The following is a 24852-nucleotide window of genomic DNA, read 5'->3' on the forward strand; positions in this document are numbered from 1 at the left end:
GTTGGTTCTATAGAGTCACGGCCACGCGAAAAGATTCACCCTCGTCGAGCCCGCGCGATGATGTCCCGAAGCAATTCCGCAAGGGTCGGACTCCCCACCTCTGTCGCCTCGTAGCTCACTCGAACGGTCGGCTGCGTGATCCGGATGAGGCGGGCCAAGTCCACCGGCGTCGCAATCACGACGAGATCGCACGGCACCTTGGCAATCGTTGACTCCAACTCGCTGATCTGTTCCGCTCCGTACCCCATGGCAGGAAGCACCGGGCCCAAGTGCGGATAGTCCGTCCAAAGCCGACGCAAACTCCCGACGGCGTAGGGTTTCGGATCGATGATGGCCCCACCCTCGTTCTGCCGAACCGCCAGAAGGCCGGCCCCCGACGCCATTCCACCGTGCGTCACGCTCGGCCCATCCTCGACGACCAGGATCCGCTGCCCCCGAAGCCGGTCTCGCTCCGGTAGGCCCGGAGGCATGGCCACCTCCACCAACGCGGCGCGCGGATTCACCCGACCGACGAAGCGGCGTGCCGCCTCCCGCTCCGCGGCGCTGGCGCTGTCGATTTTCGACAGGATCGCGACGTCCGCACGCAGCAGGTTTACGTGTCCGGGGAAATACCCCTGTGCATCCGTCAGACGATGCGGATCCACGACGACGATCTCCAAATCGGGCACGAAGAACGGCCAGTCGTTGTTTCCTCCATCCCAGACGATCACGTCGGCTTCCGATTCGACTGCGCGAAGCACTCCTTCGTAATCGACGCCAGCATAGACCGTCCTCCCGGCCCGAAGGTGCGGCTCATATTCCTCCCGCTCCTCGATCGTGCAGGCAGCCGCATCCAGATCCGCAAGTCGGACGAACCGCTGGACCGCTTGCAGTTCCAAATCTCCGTACGGCATTGGATGCCGGACCAGGCCGATCCGCAGTCCGGCCGCGGCCAGGACCGCGCTGACGCGTCGGGAGACCGGACTCTTCCCTGCTCCGGTCCGAGTCGCGCAGATCGAAACCACCGGCTTGCGGGCGGCCAACATGGTACTCCTGGTACCCGGTACGCAAAACGACGCCCCTGCCGCAATCACCCGCGAGGCCGTCCGCATCACGGCTTCATGCGACACATCGCTGTAGGCAAAGATCACCTGATCGATGTGGTGGTGCTGGATGAGTCGCTCCAACTCTGCCTCGGGATAGATAGGAATGCCATCGGGGTACAAGGCGCCGGCAAGCGCAGCCGGGTAGCGCCGATCCTGAATGTTAGGAATCTGGGCAGCGGTAAACCCCATCACCTGATGAGCCAGACTGCCTCGAAACAGCAGGTTGAACGTGTGAAAATCCCTCCCCGCTGCTCCCATGATCAACACACGAGTCGTCTCATGCTTGGCGTGATTGTCCACGGCCACTCCCTCGTCGCTGGTGACTTCTGCCACAGGGCCGACAGTTCTCTGGCCGGCCGGCACGTGTAAGACAAGCCATTCCCGCTGTTTTTCCCGCCGCCCGCACACGTCGCCGTGGTCTATGCCTTGCAGAACCCATGCTCAGGCTATGGTTTCGTGTATGACTTGGAAACCCATTATCAAGTCCAGACGGGAATGGGACATCGTCCCGAACCTGCACGAGTACGAGGCGATCCGTCAGTCCTTTTCATGGGAGAAGGCGCGGGCTGAACTGGATGGGTTGCCGAACAGCTCCGGCCTCAATATCGCCCACGAAGCGGTGGTGCGCCACGCGACCGGACAGAGAGCCGGCCATACTGCGCTCCGATGGCTGGGCAAATCCGGAACGCTGGTGGATTTTTCCTATGCGCGGCTCCACGAACTCACGAATCGATTCGCCAATATGCTGGCGTCGCGCGGCATCGGCAAAGGCGATCGCCTGTTCGTCTTGGCCGGCCGCATCCCTGAACTCTATATCTCAGCGCTCGGCACGCTGAAGCATCGCGCCGTCTTCTGTCCTCTGTTTTCAGCTTTCGGCCCGGAGCCGATTCGCGCCCGCCTGACGATCGGAGAGGCAAAGGTGTTGGTCACAACCGAAGCGCTGTACCATCGTAAGGTGGCCGCGATTCGGGACGCGCTGCCCAAGTTGGAACACATCATTCTGATCGGTGAAGGAGGCGTAACGACGGCGGTGCCGCGTACCGAAGATTTTCACCGACTGCTGGACGAGGCCTCGCCGAACTATGAGATTGGCCCCACCGACCCGGAAGACATGGCCTTGCTCCATTTTACGAGCGGCACCACCGGTACACCGAAGGGCGCCATCCATGTGCACGAAGCCGTGGTGGCCCACCACATGACCGGCAAACTCGCCCTCGACTTCCATCCGGAAGACATCTTCTGGTGCACGGCCGACCCAGGCTGGGTCACTGGGACCTCCTACGGCATCATCGCTCCCCTCACGAATGGGGTCACCGCGATCGTCGACGAAGTGGAATTCGATGCGGCACGGTGGTACGGCATCCTGCAAGAGCAACGGGTGTCCGTGTGGTACACGGCCCCCACGGCGATCCGCATGATGATGAAGACCGGCGCGAATCTGGCGCATACGTATGACTTGCGTCACCTGCGCTTCTTGGCGAGCGTGGGAGAACCGCTCAATCCGGAAGCGGTCGTCTGGGGACAAGAGGCCTTCGGCCGCCCCTTCCACGACAACTGGTGGCAGACCGAAACGGGCGGCATTATGATCGCCAACTACGCCGCGATGGACATTCGTCCCGGTTCGATGGGCCGCCCCTTGCCGGGCATCGAAGCCGGAATCGTGCGCAAGACCGAGGACGGCAGGGTGAACACCATCGAGCAACCCGGCGTCCAAGGCGAACTGGCCCTGCGTCCCGGCTGGCCTTCCATGTTCCGCGGATACTGGAACGAACCGGAACGCTACAAGAAATGCTTCGCCGAAGGTTGGTACCTGACCGGCGATCTGGCCAAGCGGGACGAGGACGGCTACTTCTGGTTCGTCGGACGGGCCGACGACGTCATCAAGACCTCGGGGCACCTGATCGGGCCTTTCGAAGTCGAAAGCGCCTTGATCGAGCATCGAGCAGTCGCCGAAGCCGGCGTCATCGGGAAGCCCGATCCCGTCGCCTTGGAAATCGTGAAGGCCTTCGTGTCGCTCAAGGACGGCTTCGAACCGAGCGACGCATTGCGGCGAGAGTTGCTGGGGTTTGCGCGGGCGCGGCTGGGAGCCGCCGTGGCGCCGAAAGACATCACGTTCCTACCGACGCTGCCCAAAACGAGAAGCGGAAAAATCATGCGACGTCTGCTGAAGGCGCGCGAACTCGGTCTCCCGGAAGGAGACACCTCGACGTTGGAAGGGTGAGCGTTAGCATGAGTACCGTTGCAGACCGCAAGCAAGGACTCGAATGGCTGCGGCAGATGCTCCGAATCCGACGCTTTGAAGAAAAATCCGCCGAGCTCTACCAGCGTGGCGCGATTCGCGGATTTCTGCATCTCTATATCGGCGAAGAGGCCGTCGCAGCCGGTTCGATCCCCTGCCTCGATGCCGAGGATGCGATCGTGGCCACGTATCGGGAACATGGCCACGCCCTGATCAGGGGCACTCCGATGCGGGCCCTGATGGCGGAGCTCTACGGCAAGGCGACCGGCTGCGCGCGAGGCCGCGGCGGTTCCATGCACTTTTTTGATGCGGCGCGGCGGTTCTTCGGCGGGCTGGCGATCGTGGCCGGGGGTTTGCCCGTCGCGGTCGGACTCGCCTTGGCCGACATCATGCAGCAGCGACAGCGCGTAACCGCCTGTTATTTCGGGGACGGCGCGGTGGCGGAAGGCGAATTTCACGAGTCGCTGAATCTGGCTGCCCTCTGGAAGCTGCCGGTACTCTTTCTCTGCGAGAACAACCTCTACGCCATGGGAACGGCGTTGGCGCGCCACCAATCACAGACCGACTTGGCGGCCAAGGCCCAAGCCTATGCGATCACGGCAGAAGCAGTCGACGGAATGGACGTGGTGGCCGTCGCCGCCGCCACCAGGCGCGCGGTCGAGGCCGTGCGTTGCGGTAAGGGGCCGTATTTTCTGGAGTACCGAACCTACCGGTTTCGCGCCCATTCGATGTACGACGCGGAACTCTATCGGAGCAAAGATGAGGTTGCGGCATGGAAGCAGCGGGACCCGATCCTGCTGCTTCAACAGACCCTCCGTACCTCCCATGGACTCAACGACGCTGAATGGTCCTCGATGGAATCGGCCGTCGCCTCGGAAATCGACGAGGCCGTCGCCTTCGCTGAAGGCAGTCCCTGGGAACCGGTCGAAGATTTGACGAAGGATGTCCTGACCGACGTAAGCGGACAGACGTGAGAAGCGACACGTGGGGGGAGCACCGAAGAATGTTTTCCGTGCCATAAACCATTCGCCATACGCTCTGCACGAGATAGGCTTCACGAACGACGAGAGACACTTCAGCAAGAGCGAGCCCCGTCGCTATGACGAAGATGACCTATCGAGAAGCTGTCCGGACCGGAATGCGGGAAGCCCTGCAGAATGACCCGCGCGTATTCCTCATGGGAGAAGACGTCGGAAGGTACGGCGGGACCTATGCGTGCAGCAAAGGATTGTTGGCCGAGTTCGGCCCGGAACGGATCCGCGATACGCCTCTCTCCGAAAGCACCTTCGTCGGCGCGGGTATCGGAGCGGCGCTGGGCGGCATGAGGCCGATCGTCGAAGTGATGACCGTGAATTTCAGTCTCCTAGCCCTCGACCAGATCGTGAATAACGCCGCGACGCTTCGACACATGTCAGGCGGCCAGTTCAGCGTGCCGCTCGTGGTCCGCATGGCGACCGGCGCAGGCCGACAGGTGGCGGCCCAACATTCGCACAGTTTCGAGGGTTGGTACGCCCACATCCCCGGCATTACGGTGCTGACGCCTGCCACGGTGACCGATGCGCACGGCATGTTGCTCACAGCGCTGAGGCAACCGGATCCGGTCTTCATCTTCGAGCATGCCTATCTCTACTCCATGGAAGGCGAGTTGGAAGACCAGGCCTTGCCGGTGGACATCTCCAAGGCCGCCGTCCGCCGGACCGGAAAGGACGTAAGCCTGATCACCTTCGGCGGCGGATTGTGGAAAGCACTCGCTGCCGCCGAGGAACTCGCCAAACAGGGCATTGAGGCGGAGGTGCTCGATCTACGCGTACTTCGCCCTTTGGACACCGAGACCCTCTTGGCCTCCGTCAGGCACACCCATCGCGCCGTAGTTATCGATGAAGGCTGGCGGCAAGGGAGTTTTGCGGCGGAGATCGTCGCTCAGATCGTCGAAGGGGCGTTTTACGATCTCGATGCACCGATCGCGCGCGTCTGCAGCGCCGAGGTCCCGATTCCCTATGCCAAGCACCTCGAGGACGCAGCACTGCCGAGCGTGGAAGCAATCCAGCGCGCCGCGCGCGTTATGTGCGCGAAGTGAAGCGGAGCTATGAAACGGCTCAACCTGCTCCTATCGTCGAACCGGCATTTTTCAGAGGCGCGCTCAACCGTCCCACGTTTGCCCTTTACGCAGCTGCCTTGCTCCGGGTGACTCATGGCTGACTTTCTCATGCCCACGCTGGGGGCGGATATGACCCAAGGCACGCTGGTCGCTTGGAAGAAGCGGCCCGGCGACCATGTGACCAAGGGCGAAATCATCGCCGAAGTCGACACGGAGAAATCAGCGATCGAGGTCGAGTCGCTGCACACGGGAATCGTCGAACGGCTGTTGGTGCAACCAGGTGATACCGTCCCGGTCGGGACGGCCATGGCGGTCATTCGCGAGGAAGGTCCCTCGGCATCGGTTTCGTCTGTCCCGAGTTCGGCGGTCGCACCGCCTGCCCCAGCCGCACCGGCGGTCAAGGCTGCTGCGGAAGCCGACCGACTTCGCATATCACCTGCAGCACGGAAGCTCGCAGCCGAGCGGGGAATCGATCCGGCCGGCTTGCATGGTACTGGGCCGGACAGTGTCATTACGTTGGAGGACGTCAACCATGCGTCGGCCGTCACGGCCACGGCTTCCCCAGAGTGGGTCCGCGCGACAGCGACGGAGCGCCAGGCCCGCATGAGGCAAACCATCGCGGCAGCGATGACGCGATCAAAACGCGAAATCCCCCACTACTATTTGAGCACCACCTTCGACATGGGGCCAGCCGTGACTTGGCTCAAGGAGGCAAATGAAAAGCGGCCTGTGACCGAACGATTGTTGTATGGCGTCATGCTCGTCAAGGCCGTGGCCTTGGCATTACGGAAGGTTCCGGAACTCAATGCCCTCTGGAAAGGAAACGACGCCGAGCCTCAGGATCGCATCCACATCGGCACCGCCATCTCCTTGCGTCAAGGAGGCCTCGTGGCACCGGCCCTGCACGACGCGGACCGACAAAGTCTCGGCGACCTGATGAGGAGCTTTCAGGATCTCGTGATGCGTGCCAGGGCCGGGACATTGCGGAGCTCGGAGATGTCCGACCCGACCATCACGGTCACGAGCCTCGGCGAGCAGGGAGTGGAAACCGTGTTCGGAGTGATTTATCCTCCCCAAGTCGCGCTGGTGGGGTTCGGCAAGCTGGTTGAGCGTCCTTGGGTTGTCGGAGGCAGAATCCTTCCCCGCCCGGTGATTACGGTCTCCCTGTCGGCCGACCATCGCGTGACGGACGGCCATCGCGGGGCGCGGTTCCTCGCGGAGCTCGAGACCCTACTCCAGCAACCGGAGTCACTATGAGTTCGCCGGCCCCGGATCAGATTCGCGCCTTGGTGCTGCGCCTCTTGGGAGAGATCGCCCCGGAGGCCGACCTTACGACGCTCAACCCGGACGCCAGCTTCCGCGACCAACTCGATCTGGACTCCATGGACTTTCTAAACTTCGTGCTGGCGCTCCACAAGGAACTGCAGATCGACATCCCCGAAGCCGATTATCCGAAATTCGCCAGCCTCAACGGCTGCATCGCACAACTTGCGGCAGCACAACCATGACGACCGCCAAGCCACAGAACGATTATCGCATCCTAAAAGTGCTTGTTGGCTCGCAAGCGCACGGACTGGCCGGCCCTGAGAGCGATGCCGACTATCGCAGTGTCTTCGTCATTCCGACGGCAGACCTGTTTCGTGTCGGCTTCAAGTACCAAGGCACCAAGATGGTAAAGCAGGAGGAGGACGAGACCGCGTGGGAGATCGGGCTGTTCCTGACCTTGGCCACCGAATGTTATCCCCTCGTCTTGGAAACCCTCGTTGCGCCGGTCGCGGCGGCGGATGATTGGGGAGGGGAATTGCGGACCCTCTTTCCGGCGCTCTGGTCGCCGGAACAAGCCTTCCAGGCCTTCGCCGGGTACTGCGAGAATCAGCGGAAGAAAATGCTCGATCGTAAAGATGGTCGTCCGGAAAAGTACGCCGCGGCCTATATCCGGGTACTCTTCAACCTCTGCGAGCTGCTCGAACGGGAAACCTTCGCCATCAGGGTCAGCGAAACACCCATCGGTGAAACCGTCGCCACAATCAAAAGTGGGAAATACCGCACCGGGGAAGTCATCGACCTGGGAGAGTCATTGTTGGAACGGGCCAAGCACAACCTTCCCCTCTGCAGGCATCGGCCGAACCCGGAACTCGTCGACCGCTTCCTCTATCGCATCAGGAAAGCGTTCTTAGTCTGATCACCGCACTCATTGCCGACCGATTGCGCCTGCTCCTCCGCACACAACGGAACCCGCCTCTGTGTGGATTCGGAGTTGGTAACCGGCCGAGGTCGATCCGAACAATCCAGCAATCACCCTCTGCTTGACTGTCCCGCATCTCCCATTCTTCATGCTCCCCCGAGAGCCGTGCCTCCTACTGGCACCGAGATGGAAATGCGTCCCTTCGGACCCAACCCCGCAACTGATGCAGCCCCGAAACCTCGCCCACTCTCGCGGCACAGAGGCGGGGACTTCGACTTACCCTGGCTCCACCTCCCTTCAATTGGAAAGCTAGCCACCGTTCGGCCTCGATCAATGAGGTAATTGGCAACATCCCTGCAAACCGAGGCTGTCCCGTATCGCCCCAACCCTCATCCATCCAATGCCTTATGGCGATGGAATGACGACCTAACTCTGTGAACTTCAAGCACTCCTCCCTCGAATCCCGAAGCAAGCGGCTCCTGGCACTTACTCTGCAACGCTCTCGTTCAACAGCACCTGCGTCTGAAGCATGGAGATGACCGTGAGTCAGGCTGCCCACATCATTCGCGACAGACTTCGGCACATGCATTTCTGTTCGCTTGACGATCTTATTCGCACCTGCCCGACAGTCGGCTGGAACGAGATTTTCTGTGAGTTGGACCAAATGAGCCGGTCAGGTTCGCTACTGCTCTCCAACCAAGGCCACGGTCGATGCGGCATTCGACCGGTCGAGGCATCGACCGGCGCGTACGCCGAGCCGGAAGCACTCTCTCATTCACCCACCATTACGCAGGAGGAAGGGTCATGAGCGGCTTAACACGTTGGGAACCGTTCCGCTCCCAGTGGAATCCATGGAAAGAACTCGAAGATATGGAGAAGCGATTGTCGTCGCTGTGGGGAAGGCCGGTCCCCAAGACCGGTGGGGAACGGGAATCCATCTCGGTCGCCGAATGGTCCCCGCTCGTGGACATTACCGAAGACGACAAGGAATATCTGATCAACGCCGAACTGCCTGAAGTGAAGCGGGAAGATGTGAAGCTGACCGTGCAGGATAACGTGCTGTCCATCTCGGGTGATCGCAAGTGCGAAAAAGAAGAGAAGGGCAAGAAATACCATCGGGTCGAACGAACCTACGGCAGCTTCCTGCGAAGCTTTACGGTTCCGGAAGACGCCGACGGCGGCAAGGTCACCGCCGAGTACAAGGACGGAATGCTCAAAGTACATCTCCCCAAGACAGAGAAAAGCAAACCGAAGAGCGTCGAGGTCAAAATCGCCTGAACCGACCGGTGCGCTCATGGAACGGGACCTGTTCAGAAATCGGGAAGAAGCCGGCGAACTCCTGGCCGCAGCGCTCACGGCATATCGGGATGATCCTCATGCGATCATCCTGGCGCTCCCGCGCGGCGGCGTGGCCGTCGGGTATCAGCTCAGCATCGCGCTCCATCTGCCCCTGGACGTCCTGATCAGCCGAAAGATCGGCGCACCGGACAACCCGGAGTATGCGATGGGCGCGGTCAGCGAAACCGGCAGCGTCTATTGGAATCGCGACGCGCTGCGCGGATTGCCCCTCTCTCAGCGAGATCTGGACCGGGCGGTCCATGCCCAGAAGGACGAGGTGGCGCGCCGCGTGGCTCTCTATCGGCAAGGACGTCCGTTTCCAGATCTGACCGATCGCACGGTGATCCTGGTCGACGACGGTATTGCGACGGGCGCCACCTTCTTCGCCTCCGTCGCCGCGGCACGTCAACGACATCCACGCCGCCTGATCGGCGCCATTCCCGTCGGCCCGAGCGGCACAATCCGCGAGGTGCGCGCGGCCGTAGACGAACTCGTCGTGCTAATGGTGCCGGAACCGTTCTACGCCGTAGGAAATTTCTTCGAAGACTTTGCGCAGGTGGAGGATCAGGAGGTGCTGCAGTATCTGAACCTGGCCGAGGAAGCTCTGGCAGGACACGGCACCACCCATTAACCAGTCCGGATCCGTCATTGCGGGAAAGGATTGCGTCATGACAGCCAAAACGCACAACCCGTCAGGCCTGGGCGCCCGGAGAGACCGGACGGTCCAGGAGTACCAACACGACACGTACAAGCTTCGAGGCAAACTGAAGGAACCCACGGTTTGCACGTCCTGCGGCGCCGTGTTTCATAAGGGACGCTGGGCCTGGGGCGCGAAACCCGAAGGAGCCGAGGAAATCACCTGTCCGGCCTGCCTCCGGATACGCGACAAGTATCCCAAGGGATTCGTGACCCTAAAGGGCTCCTTCGTTGCGGAGCAGCACGAACAGGTCATGGGAATCGTGCACCATTCCGAATCGAAAGAAAAACGGGAACACCCGCTCTCGCGCATCATGGGAGTAGAACGGCGGCCCGAGGGACTGGTCGTCTCGACCACCGATACGCACCTACCTCGACTCATCGGCGAAGCGTTGCAACATGCCTATCACGGAGAATTGGACCTTCACTATGACGACGATGAAGACTTCGTCCGCGTTACCTGGACCAGATAACCGTACGGCAGCGCGCCGGGCCATGCTTGTCCTCTCGGCGATTTGGCTCTGCCTGTCGGCGTGGCCGGCGATCCTCGGAGCCGACGAGTCGACTCCGTCGCCGGGACCGCACGAGCAGCGCATCGAAGTGCTGATGCGCAACTACGATTTTGTCCTCGCCCAGCCGGCTCAATTGCGTTTCGGCATCCCGACCGTGATCATCCTCCGCAATCAGGACATCGTGCCGCACGGCTTCTCGTCGACCGCGATGGCACAGTTGGCAATCCAGGCTCATGGCGAAGGAGTAGCCGTCCAGGGGAAAGGGATCGAAGGCTTCCGCGTCGATCCCGGGAAGACGCTGGCGATTCATTTGGTGACCGACCGCAGCAATCGGATTCTCTTCAACTGCGATCTGCACCCGCAAATGAAAGGCGAGTTGTTCGTGCTGGAGATTCCCGCGGCGTGACGTTCGGCAGGAGAACAAGGCCTATGGCGCGCACCAACCGATCAACCCGCTTTATCCGTTGGGTTCTCCTGTCGGTGCTGTGCATGATCGCGCTCTCGGTGCTTTCGGCGGCCGCAGCCGTCGAGATCATCCCCGGCGCGGCAGGCGAGTTGGATCCACAGACGGTCGCGGATGTGGTGACGCTGTTCCGCCGCGCCGACCAAGCGGTGCAGGCGCGCGATGTCGGCGGCGTGATGGTCCTCTATTCCGAGCATTACAACTACCACGGCCTGAGCAAGGCCGACCTGGCAAAGGTATGGAGCGACTTGTTCGACGAGTACAAGGACCTCTCGGACATCCATCGGTTCTCCAAGTTCACGAAGGTAGGGGCCGGATCGAAGGCCGTGATCGAGGTGACCTGTACCGGCAGCCTCTGGGGACTCTCGAAGACCAGCGGTCTGCGCGTTCCGATCGACAGTTGGTTCCAGGAAATCCATTACCTCTCGTCCGAGGAAGGGGGCTGGCGCCTTCGAGGCAACGTCGGGGAGATTCCGCGGTTGATGCCGTTCGGGACGTCTCCACACCCATTGTTCTAAGGCGCTGAGTGGTCGGCGAATACGCTGGCACAAGCAAGATGTTCCAAGAGATCATGGGTTCTCGCCCGCCCAGCCCCGGCAGCTAAGACGCGCCATTCCGCGCGAGAGGCCCTAGCGAACGACAAGGCGAGGCATACGTTCCGGCCTGTACGTCGAGTCTTGGAGCGACGCGAGAACGGAGCTCAAAGCCGTTTTCAACATCCTGCAGAGGAGGCCCCTATGCGTGTCGTGATGGCGCTGGACTGGGCGGAGCATGCATTCTCCGCCGTCCGCCAAGCCCTCGAACTCTACGCCGTGAAAGATGCGGTACTGGTGCATGGTGTCGACCTTGGGTTGTTCCAATACCCACTCATCGCGGAAATGTCGAACCTGCAGGGCTACGACGACTTCCGCAAGGCGATGCGACAGGCCGGCGAGCAGTTGCTTGACCATGCGGCCACGCTGCTTCCCCGACAAGGGGTCACCGTGAGACGCGTCTGTGAGTTCGCCAAACCGGCCGCGCTGATCATCGATACCGCCAAGAAAGAACAGGCCGACCTCATCGCGATCGGCGCCCGTGGTCGCGGCCGCGTCGGCGAGGTCTTGCTGGGCAGCGTGTCGCATCGAGTCGCGCAACATGCCCACTGTTCGACCCTGGTGGTCAAAGATCGGATGGGCCCGGTGAAACGGGTCGTGGTCGCGGTGGAGAGCCATGAGGACGGCACTCGCATCAAGGACTGGCTCATCCGCCATCCGTTCAAAGAGCCGGCCGGGCTGACGTTGGTCAGCGTGGTCCGCCCGATTCCCGCCACGGACCCGTTCAGCCTGTTCCCGGTTCAGGATTGGACGGACACGGCCGTTCGACATGCCGAAGACGTCGTCAAACAGTTAGGCACGGCCGTCATGGATCATCGCTACAGCGTCGGAACCCATGTGGCCGTGGGCGACCCGGTCGAGGTGGTGATCCAGCAGGCTGACTCGGCCGACTTGCTGATCATCGGCTCGCACGGACGCAAGGCGGTAGAACGGTTTCTCCTGGGCAGCATCTCGCACGCCCTGGTACACCGATCGGCCTGTCCGGTCTTGATCGTCCGATGACCATTGAATCGCTCCCGTGAGGGGGCATAGCCCAAAAGGAGTCGATACGATGAAGGTGTTCAGCGTCCTGAGCGGTCTCTGTCTCGTCATGCTATGCAGCACTTGGGCGGTCGGCCAGGTGCACCGTGGAAATCCACGGGAGGGACAAGTGATCTATCAGACCAATTGCCTGCGCTGCCATGGAGAAAAGCTCGACGGCAAGGGCCCGGACGGCCTGTATCTGATCGTTCGGCCCGCCGATCTTCGGTCGATCAACACACGGACCAAGACCGACTGGGAATTGTTGATCACCATCTCCAACGGCGTCCTGTTCAGCCCGATGCACGGATTTCGAGGCAAACTGACGGACCAACAGATGCTCGACGTGCTGTCCTATATTCGGTCGGTCGCACCGCCCGACTTCGCCAGTTAGTCGGAGACGGGGGTGACCTCGAAGCGACCCTGGTGCAGCAACATCGGTCGCCTGCCGGCACTTCTGTTGCTCACCACCTTCTGGTCCATCGCATCGGTTGCTGCCCCGGCAGTCGAGATGGAAGTGTTCGTGCGCGAAGGTTGTCCACGCTGTTCGGCCGCGGAAGCATTCCTCGCCGGACTGACAGGCAAACGGCCGGAGCTGCTGGTGCAGTATCGAGATGTGGGACGAGACCCACCGATGCTCGCCCGGCTCCGGCAACTCGCGGCCGAACGACACATCAGCCAGGTAGGCCTACCGGCGTTCTTCATCCGCGACCGGTTGATCGTGGGCTATCAGGACGAGGTCAGCACCGGCGCCCGGCTGCTCGAGCTGTTGGACCACGTCACGAACGAGGCGATGCCGAACAAGGTTGAGGCCTGCAGGGTCGAACCCCGTGAGGGTTGCGCTGCGCCGGCGGATGCCGACCAGGGTATTTCACTGCCCTGGATCGGCCGGACCACGGTACGAGACGTCGGACTCCCGCTGTTTACGATCGCCATCGGGTTACTCGACGGCTTCAATCCTTGTGCCATGTGGGTGCTGCTGTTTCTCCTCTCGCTCCTGGTCTCGCTTCGGAACCGATACACCATGGCCCTGGTGGCGGGTACGTTCGTGGTGGTCAGCGGGTTGGTTTATTTTGCTTTCATGGCGGCGTGGTTGAATCTGTTTCTCGTGATCGGGCTTTCGCGCGGCATCCAACTTGTGCTGGGCACCATGGCGTTGGTGATCGGCGCGATCAATGTAAAAGATTTCTATGCCTTCCGGCGGGGCCTCACCCTGACTATTCCCGAACGCGCGAAGCCCGGGCTCTTCGCGCGCCTGCGAGACATCGTGCAAGCGGAGCACCTCGTCGGGGCCTTGATCGGCGTGACGGTGCTGGCGATCCTGGTCAACGTGGTCGAACTCCTCTGTACCGCCGGCTTTCCGGCCCTCTACACACAGATCCTGACGATGCAGCAACTTCCGGCCTGGCACTATTATGGATATTTGGCCCTTTACAACCTCGCCTATATATTCGACGATGCGGCGATGGTCACCATCACCGTCATCACCCTCAGCCACCGGAAGTTGGCCGAACGCGAAGGCCGGTGGTTGAAACTGGCCGGCGGCGCCGTCATGATCGGGCTCGGCCTCATCCTCCTCGTGAAACCGAATCTCCTCGTCTAGGAACCCGATGCAACGGATGCGACCACGATATCTGCCGCCTCTCCCGGATGAACCGCTCGAGACCGGCCGCGCGCTGCTCCGGGACGGCACGACGGTGCTGCTTCGCCCGTCCGAGCCGAGCGACGCCGGCGCCTTCGAGAGATTCGTATCCCAGCTCTCGCCCGAATCTCGCCGGCACCGTTTCTTTTCCGAAAATGCGCCGCCGCCCGACACGCTTCGACCGCTCTGCGAGTCTTCCCATCCCGATCAACGTATGACCCTGCTGGCGCTCCGCGAACAGGACGGCGCTTTGCAGATCGTCGGGGCCGGTTCCTACTTCATGCGTGACCGCACGACCGCTGAGGTCGCCTTTGCGGTGGCCGACAGCCTGCGCGGTCAAGGGCTCGGAACCATTCTGCTCGAACGGATGGCGCTCCTGGCGCTGCGGCACGGATTCACCAGGCTCTGGGCCGTCACCCATGCCGACAATCTGGCCATGCGCGAGGTGTTCGACGAGTCAGGGTTTTCGGTCCATGAGCACATCGAAGGCGGCGATATCGAAGTCGACCTCTCCTTGGCGCCGAGCGAAGCCACGGCACAACGGGCGGACTGGCGGGAACGTATCGCCACCGCCGCCTCGCTCGGCCCGTTGCTCCATCCGACGTCGGTCGCGATTGTCGGCGCGTCACGCGATCCGCACAGCATCGGGTACCGCCTTCTGGATGCCGCGCGCAGCAATGATTTTCACGGCCGTCTCTACCCGATCAATCCTCACGCCTCGACCATCGGCGGGCTGCAGGCCTATCCGTCCCTCCGAGCCCTGCCGGAGCCGGTCGACTTGGCCGTCATCGCGGTGCCCCACGACATCGTACCGAAAGTGGTCGAGGAATGCGCGCTGTCGGGAGTGCGGGCACTCGTCGTCATCTCGTCGGGCTTCGCTGAAGTCGGTACGGAGGGCAAGCGCCGGCAGGATGCGCTGTTGGAAGCCGTGCGCCGGCACGGCATGCGCATGGTCGGTCCCAATTGCTTCGGCATCTTGAACACAAACTCGGCCGTTCATCTGAATGCGACGTTCACCTCGGTCTTCCCCCGCCCGGGACGCATCGCGATGTCATCGCAAAGCGGAGCCTTGGGGTTGGCCCTGCTTGCGGCCACCGATCGGCTGCAGCTCGGCATTTCGACCTTCGTGAGCGTCGGCAACAAGGCCGACGTGTCGTTGAACGACCTGTTGCAGTATTGGGAAAACGATCCCGCCACCGGCATCATCTTGCTGTACGCCGAATCCTTCGGCAACCCGCGCAAGTTCGCCCGCATCGCCAAACGGGTCGCGAGGCAGAAGCCGATCATCGCCCTCAAAGCGGGCCGGACGTCCTCGGGGCGGCGAGCGGCAGGCTCCCATACCGCTGCGCTCGCGGCCGACAACGTTGCAGTCGACGCGCTGTTCCGTCAAACGGGAATCGTGCGGGCTGAGAATCTGGAAGAGCTGTTCGCACTTGCGCTTGGGTTTTCCGAGCAGCCGCTTCCCCGAGGACGGCGCGTCGGCATCCTGACCAACGCCGGCGGACCCGGCATCCTCTGCGCCGACGCCTGTGAAGCCGGAGGACTCACAGTGCCCACCCTGTCGGATGAAACGCAATCGCGACTACGATCGTTTCTCCCTGCGGCTGCCGCACTCCAGAATCCGGTCGACCTAATCGCCTCCGCCTCGTCCGAGCAATACCAGGAGGCCATCCACACCCTGCTGGCGTCGCCGGAACTCGATGCGCTGATCGTCCTCTACATCGCCGTCACCGCCACCGATACCGAACCCATCGCCGACGGGATCCGCAAAGGCATCCTGCAGGCGCGCACACAGCAGGCAGACGGGAAACCGGTCTACATCGTCTGGATGGCGGAAGCAGACCGTGATCGGCGCTTCATGCTGCTCAACGAAACGATCCCGACCTTTGCCCTCCCCGAATTGCCCGCACGCGTACTGGGCCGAGCCGCCGACTATGTCGAATGGCGCCGCAGTCCGCCGGGGATGATCCCCGATTTCGACGACCTTCAAACCGAAGCAGCTCGCGCCTGCTGTCGTGATGCCTTGACCCAACGAGGCCCGGGCTGGCTCACCGTCACGGAGACCCGTCGCGTGCTGGAATCCTTCGGGTTACCGGTTCCGAGTGGGGGTGTCGCGAAAACCGCCGACGAGGCCGCTGCCATTGCTGAGCGAATCGGCTTTCCCGTCGCGGCCAAATTGGCGTCGCATCGGATCGTACACAAGACTGAGGTCGGCGGGGTTCGACTCAACCTTCCCGATGGCAGGGCGGTGCGCGACGCATTCGAGGCCATCCGCGCGCGGTTGGCTCAGGACGACACGTTGGACGGGATGGAAGGGGTGCTGGTTCAGCCGATGGTGAAGAGCGGCGTGGAGGTCATGGCTGGCATGACGCAAGATCCATCCTTCGGTCCCTTGCTCGGATTTGGCCTCGGTGGCATCCACGTCGAGATTCTGGGAGACGTCCAATTCAGAGTCACGCCGCTCACCGAAGTCGACGCCGCCGACATGGTGAAGAGCATCAAAGGGCGCAGACTCTTGGAAGGTTATCGCGGCCATCCGGCCGCCGATATCGGCGCGTTGGAAGAGCTGCTACTGCGCTTGTCTCGGCTGGTCGAAGAGATTCCGGAGATTGTGGAGTTGGACCTGAACCCGATCTTTGCCCTGCCGCCGGGGCAAGGATGCCTCATCGCGGATGCAAGAATCAGAATAGGAACACCGGCCTAACGAAATCCTCCGCTCCGACCCGCATCGCGCACGAATCCTTCCGTCTTCAGCCGGCAATATCTCCCCGGGTAATGTCAGGGCCCTTCGCCAACCCGGGCCTGACTCTTTGCAGCCGCAGTCTGCGCTTCGCATGGTCCCGCCGGCATCACCTGGCTACCGGCGTTCTCCTCCCACCGACCTCGTCTGGCGCCGACTGATCTCAGCAAGCACTCGGCCACGGCAAGCAATCCCTCGACGCCCTGGCCGCCCGGTTCGCCGAAATGGCGGCGATCGAAGATGGGAATCTGAAGGCAGACTTCGGCCCGATTGCCGCGCTCGGGTGAATAGACGATCCGGTGGGCCGGGGGCTCCGGATGCTCGCAGGGTTTCAAGAGGTCGAGCGACTGAAAAAACACACGGCAAAGTTTCTGCAGGTCACGGAGCAGTTCGCGATGTTCCGAGTCATCCCCCAAAGGGAGCTGGCGGGGATCGGCAAAGGCCGCATAGAGATTCAGCTGGAAGCCGATCTGGACAATGCGCTGATCGGCATTTCTAACGTAAAACGGATCATGATCGAAGCAGACTTGCCGCCCTCGGATCATCGCGCGCAATTCATCTTCGCTGGCGAACGCGCCTTCTAATTTCAACACGGGGACCATGCTACCGTTCCGTGCCGCAACAGGTGCGATACCGTTCTTCCGGCACCTCCTTCATGGCACGATAGATCTCCGCCCGTTCAGATTCGCTGATGACTTGGTCGATGGAGGGATAGAGGATGCGCTCTTCTTTCATGTTGTGCACTTTGAGCACTTGCAACAACCTGCCCTCATCGCCGTCACTGTCAGGATTCTGCTCCTGCACCTTTCGATGGATCGCCTCGAGGCACTGGCCGATCAGCTGATGCTCGCTCCGCATGACCTGCGTCGGTCCGCCTTCCGCCATACCGGAATTCTCCTCCCACTTGGGAAACAGAATGTCCTCCTCCCAGACGATATGGCGCTGCAGTCCGATCTTGAATTCCACGAACGCCGCCTTGGCCTTGGAAAAATCAGAACGCTTGTATTGTTGAAATGCAGTGAACAGAGCATCGAGACGATCGTGGTCCTGTTCAAAGTAGTGGCTGATAGTCGGATCCGACATGCTTCCTCCCTCATGGGTTACGAACGGTCGACGACTTTAAATTCCAGATGGCAAGCCACGCAAGCCTTAAGGACATTGTTGAACTCCGGCAGGATTTTCTTCAAATCACGGGACGGCATGGCCTCGGCCATCTTCTCGGCCGCTTCGTGATGCGCCATCGCCAGATCATGGTAGGTAGGCGGAAAGTTCTGCGGCTCCTGGCGAGCCATAGCCTGGCGATGCATGAAGAAACCGAGATGCGATTCGGTAAGCCCCTTGGCAAGCTGATAGTCCTCATCGGCCAGCGCCGCCACGATCGCCTGAATCGTTTCCAGATGTTGCAGCATCACGGCGCGATGCTCTTTGTGCGCATCGTTCCCAAGCGCCACCGGCGTCCTGACATCGGGAAGGTGCACGGCCGGAGGTTCGTCCCGGCGCGGTTTGGGGCCGCTCTCGGCACAACCGGTCGCTGCAACCGCCGCGGCGATCACCCCGGCGCAGATTCCCTTCCATCCTCTCGTTGTTGCCGTCATGCTGTCTCCGCCGTGACCCGCTTCCAATATTCGTCCACTCGTTCTTGGATATGTCGGATCGCCGCCTCTTGCCGGACCGGCTCGAAGAGGTGCCGAAACCGTCCCTGCCGCTTCAGATACTCCTCCACCGGCTTGCGCTTCGGCATATAGGTGTGGGTCACGAGGCCGTTGACCGCTTCCTTCAACGGCCAGAGCCCGGTCTCCACCGCAAGCTTCGCAACCTCCGGCGTCTCTCCCGGATCGTAGAGCCAGCCGGTCGGACAGGCCGAGAGTGCCAGGAACATTTTGGGGCCGGTGACCGTGGCCGCGCGCGCGAACTTTTCCTCCAGATCCAACGGGTAGCGTGGGGCGACAGTCGCAATATAGGGCGGTTTATGGGCCCGCCAAATCTCGAAGATGTCCTTCTTCTCCTGCGCCGCGCCGGCCGGATGTTGGAGGCTGCAAGGAGACGTTGCCGTCCTCGCGCCATAGGGAGTCGACGAAGACAGTTGCATTCCGGTGTTCCCGTAGGCCTCGTTGTCGTAGCAGACGTAATAAAAATCCAACCCCCGATACAGGGCGCCGGACGTGGAGGAGAGCGCCATATCATAGGTCGATCCATCGCCCCCCAGGACAACCACCTTGAGATCCTCCTCTTTCGGCAGCCGGCCTTTGGCGATCAAGACGTCCAGCGCATCCCGCACGCCCTGCGCACCGGCCGGGGCCGATCCCATCGTCGTGTACAACCACGAGCCCTTGAACGGCGTGAAGGGGTAGGCCGTCAGCAACGTGAAGCAACCCGCCGCGTTCACATAGACGACGTGATCGCCCAACACCTTCGCCGCGAGCCGCAGTGCTTCCAAGCCGCCGCATCCGGCACAGAGCGCCGTCCCGGCTACGACATGCTCCTCGCGGGGAATCTGTTTGATCTTCTTGAACGTCTCGCGCTGCCACATGCTTTAGCTCGTCGCGCGTATCTCGCCGTGAGACGTCAGACGGCAGGAGGAAGACGCAAGACCCGGCACTCCATCTCCGGCGTCTTCCGTCTGACGTCCATCATCCTTCGGCCCCTTCACGCTTCGCGGCTCCCGCGAGCCGCTGCATTTCCACCATCTCCTGATGTTCGGCTTCAGTGTAGAGCAACACCGGTCCGATTCCCCGACTGCTCGCACCCGCGTCGGCGGTCTGCTCGAAAATCGCCTCGAACTCGCCTTCCGAAATATTCTTCCCCCCAAGCCCGCCGATGAACGAGCACAGCGCCTTGGGGCGATCAGGTTCATGATACAAGCAAGCGGCCACCTCCTGAAAGAGAATGCCCCCCTGCCCCGGTGCAAGGTTCTGATCCAACACCGCGGCAGCGCGACGGCCGCTCAAGGCCCGCCTGATGGCATCTGCCGGCCAGGGCCGGATGAGGCGCACACGGAGCAGCCCGACCCGTCGTCCTTCCGCCCTGGCCCGATCCACTGCCGCTTTCCCTCGGCTGGCGAACGCATTGGTCATCACCAACACATCCTCAGCATCTTCCAGCCGATAGCCTTCCACCACGCCATACCGACGACCGAACAGCCGTTCGAATTCCACCGCAGCTTCCTCATGCACCGACAGGACGTTCATCGACGCGAGGTGCAGTTGATGACGGAAATAACTGTAGAGACTGCCGCCGATGACTGCTGTTCCCAGCGCGTGGGGCGACGAGGCCTTGAATCCCAGATGGGCCGGTCTAAAGGGAGGCAGATAGCGTCTAACTTGGTCGAGTTCCGGCAAGAGCACGGGCTCGCGTGTGAACGACAGGTAGAACCCGTCAAGGTTCACGAGTACCGGCAGCATCACCCGTTCATCCTCCCCGATGCGGTAGGCCATGAGAACGGAATCCACCACCTCCTGGCATGTCTCGGCGTGGATCTGAATAAACCCCGAATCCCGAGCCGCCAACACATCATTGTGGTCCGGCTCCAGCGTGATCGGCGCGGCCAGCGCCCGCGAGACATTGACCAATACCAAGGGCGTCCGCCACCCCGCCACGGAATAGAGCAGTTCGAACGCATAGAGCAACCCTTGGCTCGAGGTTGCGGTGAACACGCGTGCTCCCGTCGCTTCGGCGGCACCGGCGGCGGTGAGCATGGAATGCTCGGAATCCAGCGTGACGAACCGAGCGGCCAGTTCCCCGTTATCGCACCACCTCGACAACGCCTCGACGATTTCCGTTTGGGGCGTAATGGGAAAGGCCGGGATGTAATCCACCTCGGCGAGACGCGCCCCCCAGGCAGCCGCCAGATTGCCGGTCATCATTTCGCCCGCCACGCCGCCGCTCCCTCCTGCTCCCGCTCGGCCACCAGCGCATGAGTCGGGCATTCTTGCACACAGATCTGGCAGCCTTTGCAATGGTCGTAGTCGATGACCGGCTTATCCTCCGCCGTCATCGCAATCACTCCGTCCGGACAAAACGCAAAGCAGAGCCAGCAGCCGTTACATTTGTTTGGAATGAGAACAGGGCGAAACGTCCGCCACCCTCCTGTTTCGCGCAGGACCGAATTGGCGGACGCGCCGATATGGGCGGTACCCAGGGTCGGCGACTCATAGACCGGCGTCTGCAACCGGGTCTTGGCGCCCTGCCCCGCACTGCCTGCCGGTAAGGGCGCAGGCGTGAGTGATCGATAACAGAAGTCGGCCGCGGCTTGATTTCGCTCGATTGCTTCCGCGCTCACGCCGAGGTCAGTCAGTTCCCGTCCGATCGCCCCGCGCAGGGACGCTTCGTCCACCCCGACCACCCGAGCCGCCACCGCGCCCAACAGCGCGCTGATGGCCTCGCGTTTACCGAGCCGTTCCAACGCGACGCCGGTCAGGTCCAACATCATGATGGGGCCGGGGAACGACCCACCCTCCCACACTTGGCTCTTGCTCAGCGGCGAATTCACGAAGACGGCGGTATCCGATCTGATCCCATCCATCACATGCGCGGTGGGATCGCTGATCAGCGAGGCATCGGCGACCACCACGAGGTCCGGGTGCGCAATGACTCCACGCTCCCTGATCGGCCTCCGCGCGATACGTGTGAAGGCGGCCACCGGTGCGCCCCGGCGCTCGGCTCCATAGATCGGGGCGTCCTGGGCTTGGAATCCGGACAGAAACGCCGCCGTCCCGAGAATCCGGCTGGCGGTCTTGGCGCCCTGCCCCCCTCGCCCATGAAACCGCACCGCAACCATCCTAGGACCTTTCGGCGCGCTCCTTCTTGAAGGCTTCCTTGCCGGCGACCAATGCCGCCTGGATCGTCGCCTCGGTCTCCTTCAGGTATCGCTTGGCCTCATCCAGGGTCTGCGTCAATTCACCTTTAATCTCACGCGCCTTATCGAGCACTTCTTCCTCGGTCCTGCGGGCATACCCACGTAACGCCGTGCGAGTCTCCTCGCCGGACTTCGGTGCATAGAGGATGGCCGCCACCCCTCCGATGATGGCGCCGCTCAGAAAAGCCAACGACAATTCCACCCCTGAACAACCGTCATTCTGGCCGGCCATGATGATGCCTCCTTTGGAGAACAAATGATTTCCTTCAAGTCGTAGAGCAGGCGCTATGCCAGGTGCCGCTCTTGGCTTGCATTACAACCTATTGGTTTCTCTGAGCAGTTCAGATCGTCGCGTAGGAGGCGCTCGGAAGGCGCGCACAGAGTGGGGAATTTCTCAACCGGGCAAGAAGCACGCTGTCGCAAAAAAGGGCAGGGCACTACTCATTCGGGCCCCATGCCCATCCGTCCCTGCCCTCCCATGCCGCCGTGACCGCCCATCCCGCCTCCCGGCATGCCATGGTGACCGCCATGCTCTGCGGAAAAGGTCTGTTCATACCGGATGATGCTCCAGATCTCTTCATCGGTCAGCTGGTCGCCGAACCCGATCATGGACGTGCCGGTAGACCCGTGCTTGACGACCCAAAAGACTTCGCCATCGGTGCGGTGCCGCCAAAACCCGTGGTGTTGGAAGTTTCTCGGCGAGGGGTTCAGGGCCGCGGCAACCGGCCCGTCCCCCGCGCCCTCAGGGCCGTGACAATTCACACAGGTTCCCTTGCCGCGGTACAGAGCCTTTCCAGCCGCCACTACCTCCGCCGAGGCCGGCAGGGGATTTTGCAGGGCCTGCGCTTCCGCAAGATGTTCCGGCGCCACTCGGGGCCGCATCATGTCGTGCATGTCCGCCATAGCGGCGAGCGGGAATGCCAGCACCGCGCTGATGCCCAAGTACCACAGAGGGGCTGCAACCGGCCGCTTTCCATTCATGTCTGTATCCATGGCTATGAACGTATCCTGATCGGTTGCCGCCCGACGGCCCCTGTCTAGTTGTGGCTAGAAGGCAACGGTTCGATCGCGCTCCGCCACCGCCTTGATGTAGTCCGGCATCCCTTTGATGGTCGCGCCTGCGACCAAATCTCCCTGTCCGATTTGCCGGGCGACCGCGCAGGCGCCGCAGACCCAAATCGGAATATTGGCTGCCTGAACCGCTGCCAGTAGATCCTTCACAGGCGTGAGATTTACACCCGTGATGTGATCGGCCGTCCCCTTGCGTCCCAGAGTCACGGCCTCGTTCCATAACCACAACACGACATCGTGGCCCTGCTCCTTTGCCGTTTTCGCCGCCATGAACGGCAAGGTCGCCATGGTGGGATCATCAGTGCCTCGACTGCCCGATATAATAAACGTCGCCACTCGTTAGTTCCTCCTCTGGTCGGCACTCATTGCCAGTTTTCGTGAGGCGTATCACGTCGCTCGTATCTCGTGAAGCGTCCTTCGTATATCGCGAGAGGCAACAAGCGAGTGCTTTTTCACGCCTCACGGTTCCTACTGCTGCCCCTTAAATGTCGCTTTCAGATAGGCCATCACGTCGGCGACGCCCTGCTGCCCGATGGTCAAGCCCCAATAGGGCATGTTGGCGGATTTTCCCATCGCGGCGCCGCCGTAGTTGACCATGTTGTAGAGGTACTCCGTCGGCACCTGCTCGAAATTGATATTCGCATGGATGGCCGGCTTGGGCTCGAGGGTGGCCGCGGCGGGACCGTCGCCCTTGCCCTTCGCGCCATGACACTGCATGCAGTACTCCTTGTAAATCACCTTGCCGCGGCCGACACTGGCCTTCCCGAACTCTTCGCTGGTCCATGGCTCATAATATTTGAAGTCCGGCACGCCCTGCGTCGCCAAATAACCGATGACCGCGCGCAATTGCGGATCGGTGGCATCCGCGAGAAATTCGCCCGTGTGGATGATGAAATCCTGCGGATTCTGGCCGAACCGGTAGAGCCAATCCAGGTTGTAGCGCTGACCGGAATTCTGCAAGGCGGCGCTCTGTTGCCCACCGATCAACTTGCCGTTCTCTTCGATCGTATGGCAACCGAGACATGCATGGGCCTTGTATGCCACCGCCCCGAACGACGCTTCGTACTTGGAAACCTTGCTGACATCGAACGCGCCGATTTTGACGCGAGGATCCTTGTTGTACTTTTCAAAATAATCGGCAATGGCGTTGGCCTCTGCCTCGCTCACCACCGGATGCTTCACGGCCCCCTCGCTCATATCCCAGCGGTAGCCTTTCGCATACAACGGAGCTTCCTTCCCGGTCAGCCATCGAGTCAGCCAGGTCCTCTGATATTTGCTGCCGGCCCAGATGAGGTCCGGCGCCCGCAAGTTGAAGCGTGATTCCGCTCCCCCCTCCAGGCGGTGACATTGCACGCAGGCCTGTTGGATCAGTTCCTTGGCGCGGGTTTCGTCGGCGCCGAACAGCAGCCGTGGAATCGACAGCACGCCCACCACCGCCACCACTGCACAGCTCACAACCACTCGTCGCATCTTTCCGTTCATTTCTGCTCCTTTCATGCGATAGGTCTACCAGTGAGGCCGGTACGGGCGAGCATCCTACGGCTCTCGCACCTCAACCAAACTCAGCAGACCCTCTATGCCTACTGCCCCAAGAGCCACGCATGCACATCGGCGATGTCTTGCTGGCTCAGCGCATTTCCCCACGCGGGCATCGCTCCGCGCCCATACAGCACCGTCTCCCAAAACGCACCTTCGTGTTTCAAGACCGGATTGCCGGCCAGTTTCGGCCCCACACCGCCTCCCGCACCGGCACCGTGACAGGCTTGACAGTTGGTGGAAAACACGGCCGCTCCTCGCTCCGCGACTCCGGCCACCGGGCCGGCTGAAGCCGGTTCAGGCTTCAAAACTTCCACCTTCTCCGCATCACCGTCCGGCGACGGCAAACGATCCGGCGCGCCCGGGTGGTACCGGGCCGACAAGTACCGGATGAGAAATGCCGCTTCGTCCTGCGACAGTTGCGCACACCAATGCGTCATCTTCTCGACCGTCGCCGTCCATCGATCAGCCGGCAAGCGCTGTTGATACACCAAATCCGCCGTATGACAGACGGAACAACGGGCCAGGATCAATGCGTCCGCCCGATGCACCATCGACGGCGTCACCGAGCCATCATCCTCCTGCGCCGCCGATACGGCGACGATCCCGACGAGCGCAAGGAGGAAACTGCCTATGGCATATGGCCTATAGCGTATGGCACGCGCATTCATGAATCGCTCTTCGTATCTCGTCTCTCGTGAAGCGTATCTCGGAAAGAGCGGGAACCGATGGCCGATGGCTTATGGCACGCACGGCAGCAAGAAGAGCCGCATCGCTTG

27 protein-coding genes are annotated in these 24852 nt (G+C 61.8%); 15 read left to right on the forward strand and 12 right to left on the reverse strand.

What is annotated here, in order from left to right:
* Window positions 1–35 precede the first annotated feature (35 nt).
* Window positions 36–1385, reverse strand: coding sequence for a GTPase (locus KF814_07525; protein MBX3235986.1), 1350 nt, complete (start codon window positions 1383–1385; stop codon window positions 36–38).
* Between the two features lie 160 nt (window positions 1386–1545).
* Between KF814_07525 and acsA the strand changes: the two genes are divergently transcribed.
* From acsA to KF814_07600, 15 genes are all read left to right on the forward strand, one after another.
* Window positions 1546–3306 carry an acetate--CoA ligase gene (gene acsA, locus KF814_07530; GenBank protein MBX3235987.1) on the forward strand — a complete coding sequence of 587 codons (1761 nt, stop codon included), beginning with the start codon at window positions 1546–1548 and terminating at the stop codon, window positions 3304–3306.
* 8 nt (window positions 3307–3314) lie between these two features.
* Complete coding sequence (gene pdhA / locus KF814_07535) at window positions 3315–4298, forward strand: pyruvate dehydrogenase (acetyl-transferring) E1 component subunit alpha (GenBank protein MBX3235988.1); 984 nt, start codon at window positions 3315–3317, stop codon at window positions 4296–4298.
* A 125-nt stretch (window positions 4299–4423) separates the two neighbouring features.
* The gene (locus tag KF814_07540) at window positions 4424–5401 is read left to right on the forward strand and encodes an alpha-ketoacid dehydrogenase subunit beta (protein MBX3235989.1); all 978 of its coding nucleotides are present in this window, start codon (window positions 4424–4426) and stop codon (window positions 5399–5401) included.
* A 114-nt stretch (window positions 5402–5515) separates the two neighbouring features.
* The gene (locus KF814_07545; protein ID MBX3235990.1) at window positions 5516–6679 is read left to right on the forward strand and encodes a 2-oxo acid dehydrogenase subunit E2; all 1164 of its coding nucleotides are present in this window, start codon (window positions 5516–5518) and stop codon (window positions 6677–6679) included.
* Window positions 6676–6930: an acyl carrier protein gene (locus tag KF814_07550; GenBank protein ID MBX3235991.1), complete on the forward strand. Its 255-nt coding sequence runs from the start codon at window positions 6676–6678 to the stop codon at window positions 6928–6930. Before KF814_07545 ends, KF814_07550 begins: the two co-directional genes overlap by 4 nt.
* The gene (locus KF814_07555; GenBank protein MBX3235992.1) at window positions 6927–7604 is read left to right on the forward strand and encodes a nucleotidyltransferase domain-containing protein; all 678 of its coding nucleotides are present in this window, start codon (window positions 6927–6929) and stop codon (window positions 7602–7604) included. Before KF814_07550 ends, KF814_07555 begins: the two co-directional genes overlap by 4 nt.
* Before the next feature lie 807 nt (window positions 7605–8411).
* Window positions 8412–8885: an Hsp20/alpha crystallin family protein gene (locus tag KF814_07560; protein MBX3235993.1), complete on the forward strand. Its 474-nt coding sequence runs from the start codon at window positions 8412–8414 to the stop codon at window positions 8883–8885.
* Window positions 8886–8901: 16 nt separating this feature from the next.
* Window positions 8902–9576 carry a phosphoribosyltransferase gene (locus KF814_07565; GenBank protein ID MBX3235994.1) on the forward strand — a complete coding sequence of 225 codons (675 nt, stop codon included), beginning with the start codon at window positions 8902–8904 and terminating at the stop codon, window positions 9574–9576.
* A gap of 37 nt (window positions 9577–9613) precedes the next feature.
* Window positions 9614–10114, forward strand: coding sequence for an ATPase (locus tag KF814_07570; GenBank protein ID MBX3235995.1), 501 nt, complete (start codon window positions 9614–9616; stop codon window positions 10112–10114).
* On the forward strand, window positions 10080–10559 hold the full coding sequence (locus KF814_07575) for a hypothetical protein (GenBank protein ID MBX3235996.1): 480 nt from the start codon (window positions 10080–10082) through the stop codon (window positions 10557–10559). The genes KF814_07570 and KF814_07575 overlap by 35 nt, the downstream gene beginning before the upstream one ends.
* A 23-nt stretch (window positions 10560–10582) precedes the next feature.
* The gene (locus KF814_07580) at window positions 10583–11134 is read left to right on the forward strand and encodes a hypothetical protein (protein ID MBX3235997.1); all 552 of its coding nucleotides are present in this window, start codon (window positions 10583–10585) and stop codon (window positions 11132–11134) included.
* Between the two features lie 219 nt (window positions 11135–11353).
* Window positions 11354–12211, forward strand: a complete 858-nt coding sequence (locus tag KF814_07585) for a universal stress protein (protein MBX3235998.1) — start codon at window positions 11354–11356, stop codon at window positions 12209–12211.
* A gap of 49 nt (window positions 12212–12260) precedes the next feature.
* On the forward strand, window positions 12261–12623 hold the full coding sequence (locus KF814_07590; protein ID MBX3235999.1) for a cytochrome c: 363 nt from the start codon (window positions 12261–12263) through the stop codon (window positions 12621–12623).
* Window positions 12624–12635: 12 nt separating this feature from the next.
* Window positions 12636–13832, forward strand: coding sequence for an NrdH-redoxin (locus KF814_07595; GenBank protein ID MBX3236000.1), 1197 nt, complete (start codon window positions 12636–12638; stop codon window positions 13830–13832).
* Between the two features lie 7 nt (window positions 13833–13839).
* A complete protein-coding gene (locus tag KF814_07600; GenBank protein ID MBX3236001.1) occupies window positions 13840–16575 on the forward strand; it encodes a GNAT family N-acetyltransferase in 2736 nt (911 codons plus the stop codon).
* A gap of 74 nt (window positions 16576–16649) precedes the next feature.
* On the opposite strand, the gene KF814_07605 is transcribed toward KF814_07600, so the two are convergent.
* The 11 genes from KF814_07605 to KF814_07655 form a co-directional block, all read right to left on the reverse strand.
* Window positions 16650–17213: a hypothetical protein gene (locus KF814_07605; protein ID MBX3236002.1), complete on the reverse strand. Its 564-nt coding sequence runs from the start codon at window positions 17211–17213 to the stop codon at window positions 16650–16652.
* Window position 17214: 1 nt separating this feature from the next.
* A complete protein-coding gene (locus KF814_07610; protein MBX3236003.1) occupies window positions 17215–17694 on the reverse strand; it encodes a hemerythrin domain-containing protein in 480 nt (159 codons plus the stop codon).
* Window positions 17695–17711: 17 nt separating this feature from the next.
* Window positions 17712–18206 carry a cytochrome c gene (locus KF814_07615; protein ID MBX3236004.1) on the reverse strand — a complete coding sequence of 165 codons (495 nt, stop codon included), beginning with the start codon at window positions 18204–18206 and terminating at the stop codon, window positions 17712–17714.
* Window positions 18203–19141, reverse strand: a complete 939-nt coding sequence (locus KF814_07620; GenBank protein ID MBX3236005.1) for a pyruvate synthase — start codon at window positions 19139–19141, stop codon at window positions 18203–18205. The genes KF814_07615 and KF814_07620 overlap by 4 nt, the downstream gene beginning before the upstream one ends.
* 100 nt (window positions 19142–19241) lie before the next feature.
* Window positions 19242–20486, reverse strand: a complete 1245-nt coding sequence (locus KF814_07625) for a pyruvate synthase (protein MBX3236006.1) — start codon at window positions 20484–20486, stop codon at window positions 19242–19244.
* Complete coding sequence (locus KF814_07630; GenBank protein MBX3236007.1) at window positions 20471–21379, reverse strand: 2-oxoacid:acceptor oxidoreductase family protein; 909 nt, start codon at window positions 21377–21379, stop codon at window positions 20471–20473. The genes KF814_07625 and KF814_07630 overlap by 16 nt, the downstream gene beginning before the upstream one ends.
* 10 nt (window positions 21380–21389) lie before the next feature.
* Window positions 21390–21698: a YtxH domain-containing protein gene (locus KF814_07635; protein MBX3236008.1), complete on the reverse strand. Its 309-nt coding sequence runs from the start codon at window positions 21696–21698 to the stop codon at window positions 21390–21392.
* A gap of 209 nt (window positions 21699–21907) precedes the next feature.
* Window positions 21908–22447 carry a c-type cytochrome gene (locus tag KF814_07640; GenBank protein MBX3236009.1) on the reverse strand — a complete coding sequence of 180 codons (540 nt, stop codon included), beginning with the start codon at window positions 22445–22447 and terminating at the stop codon, window positions 21908–21910.
* A 66-nt stretch (window positions 22448–22513) separates the two neighbouring features.
* Window positions 22514–22873: a DsrE family protein gene (locus KF814_07645; GenBank protein ID MBX3236010.1), complete on the reverse strand. Its 360-nt coding sequence runs from the start codon at window positions 22871–22873 to the stop codon at window positions 22514–22516.
* Window positions 22874–23005: 132 nt separating this feature from the next.
* The gene (locus KF814_07650; protein ID MBX3236011.1) at window positions 23006–24019 is read right to left on the reverse strand and encodes a c-type cytochrome; all 1014 of its coding nucleotides are present in this window, start codon (window positions 24017–24019) and stop codon (window positions 23006–23008) included.
* Window positions 24020–24117: 98 nt separating this feature from the next.
* Window positions 24118–24744 (reverse strand): c-type cytochrome, encoded by a 627-nt coding sequence (locus KF814_07655; protein MBX3236012.1) that lies wholly within the window; start codon window positions 24742–24744, stop codon window positions 24118–24120.
* Between the last annotated feature and the right edge of the window lie 108 nt (window positions 24745–24852).

The organism is Nitrospiraceae bacterium, from assembly GCA_019637075.1.
GTDB lineage: Bacteria > Nitrospirota > Nitrospiria > Nitrospirales > Nitrospiraceae > JAHBWI01.

Bases quoted from the DNA above. Each gene is read 5' to 3' on its own strand.
- KF814_07590 (MBX3235999.1), top strand. From the start codon at position 12,261: ATGAAGGTGTTCAGCGTCCTGAGCGGTCTCTGTCTCGTCATGCTATGC.
- KF814_07580 (MBX3235997.1), top strand. From the start codon at position 10,583: ATGGCGCGCACCAACCGATCAACCCGCTTTATCCGTTGGGTTCTCCTG.
- KF814_07620 (MBX3236005.1), bottom strand. From the start codon at position 19,141: ATGTGGCAGCGCGAGACGTTCAAGAAGATCAAACAGATTCCCCGCGAG.
- KF814_07555 (MBX3235992.1), top strand. From the start codon at position 6,927: ATGACGACCGCCAAGCCACAGAACGATTATCGCATCCTAAAAGTGCTT.
- KF814_07650 (MBX3236011.1), bottom strand. From the start codon at position 24,019: ATGAACGGAAAGATGCGACGAGTGGTTGTGAGCTGTGCAGTGGTGGCG.
- KF814_07600 (MBX3236001.1), top strand. From the start codon at position 13,840: ATGCAACGGATGCGACCACGATATCTGCCGCCTCTCCCGGATGAACCG.
- KF814_07640 (MBX3236009.1), bottom strand. From the start codon at position 22,447: ATGAATGGAAAGCGGCCGGTTGCAGCCCCTCTGTGGTACTTGGGCATC.
- KF814_07560 (MBX3235993.1), top strand. From the start codon at position 8,412: ATGAGCGGCTTAACACGTTGGGAACCGTTCCGCTCCCAGTGGAATCCA.
- KF814_07605 (MBX3236002.1), bottom strand. From the start codon at position 17,213: ATGGTCCCCGTGTTGAAATTAGAAGGCGCGTTCGCCAGCGAAGATGAA.
- KF814_07545 (MBX3235990.1), top strand. From the start codon at position 5,516: ATGGCTGACTTTCTCATGCCCACGCTGGGGGCGGATATGACCCAAGGC.
- KF814_07570 (MBX3235995.1), top strand. From the start codon at position 9,614: ATGACAGCCAAAACGCACAACCCGTCAGGCCTGGGCGCCCGGAGAGAC.
- KF814_07635 (MBX3236008.1), bottom strand. From the start codon at position 21,698: ATGGCCGGCCAGAATGACGGTTGTTCAGGGGTGGAATTGTCGTTGGCT.
- KF814_07655 (MBX3236012.1), bottom strand. From the start codon at position 24,744: ATGAATGCGCGTGCCATACGCTATAGGCCATATGCCATAGGCAGTTTC.
- acsA (MBX3235987.1), top strand. From the start codon at position 1,546: ATGACTTGGAAACCCATTATCAAGTCCAGACGGGAATGGGACATCGTC.
- KF814_07585 (MBX3235998.1), top strand. From the start codon at position 11,354: ATGCGTGTCGTGATGGCGCTGGACTGGGCGGAGCATGCATTCTCCGCC.
- KF814_07615 (MBX3236004.1), bottom strand. From the start codon at position 18,206: ATGACGGCAACAACGAGAGGATGGAAGGGAATCTGCGCCGGGGTGATC.
- KF814_07610 (MBX3236003.1), bottom strand. From the start codon at position 17,694: ATGTCGGATCCGACTATCAGCCACTACTTTGAACAGGACCACGATCGT.
- KF814_07540 (MBX3235989.1), top strand. From the start codon at position 4,424: ATGACGAAGATGACCTATCGAGAAGCTGTCCGGACCGGAATGCGGGAA.
- KF814_07575 (MBX3235996.1), top strand. From the start codon at position 10,080: ATGAAGACTTCGTCCGCGTTACCTGGACCAGATAACCGTACGGCAGCG.
- KF814_07565 (MBX3235994.1), top strand. From the start codon at position 8,902: ATGGAACGGGACCTGTTCAGAAATCGGGAAGAAGCCGGCGAACTCCTG.
- KF814_07550 (MBX3235991.1), top strand. From the start codon at position 6,676: ATGAGTTCGCCGGCCCCGGATCAGATTCGCGCCTTGGTGCTGCGCCTC.
- pdhA (MBX3235988.1), top strand. From the start codon at position 3,315: ATGAGTACCGTTGCAGACCGCAAGCAAGGACTCGAATGGCTGCGGCAG.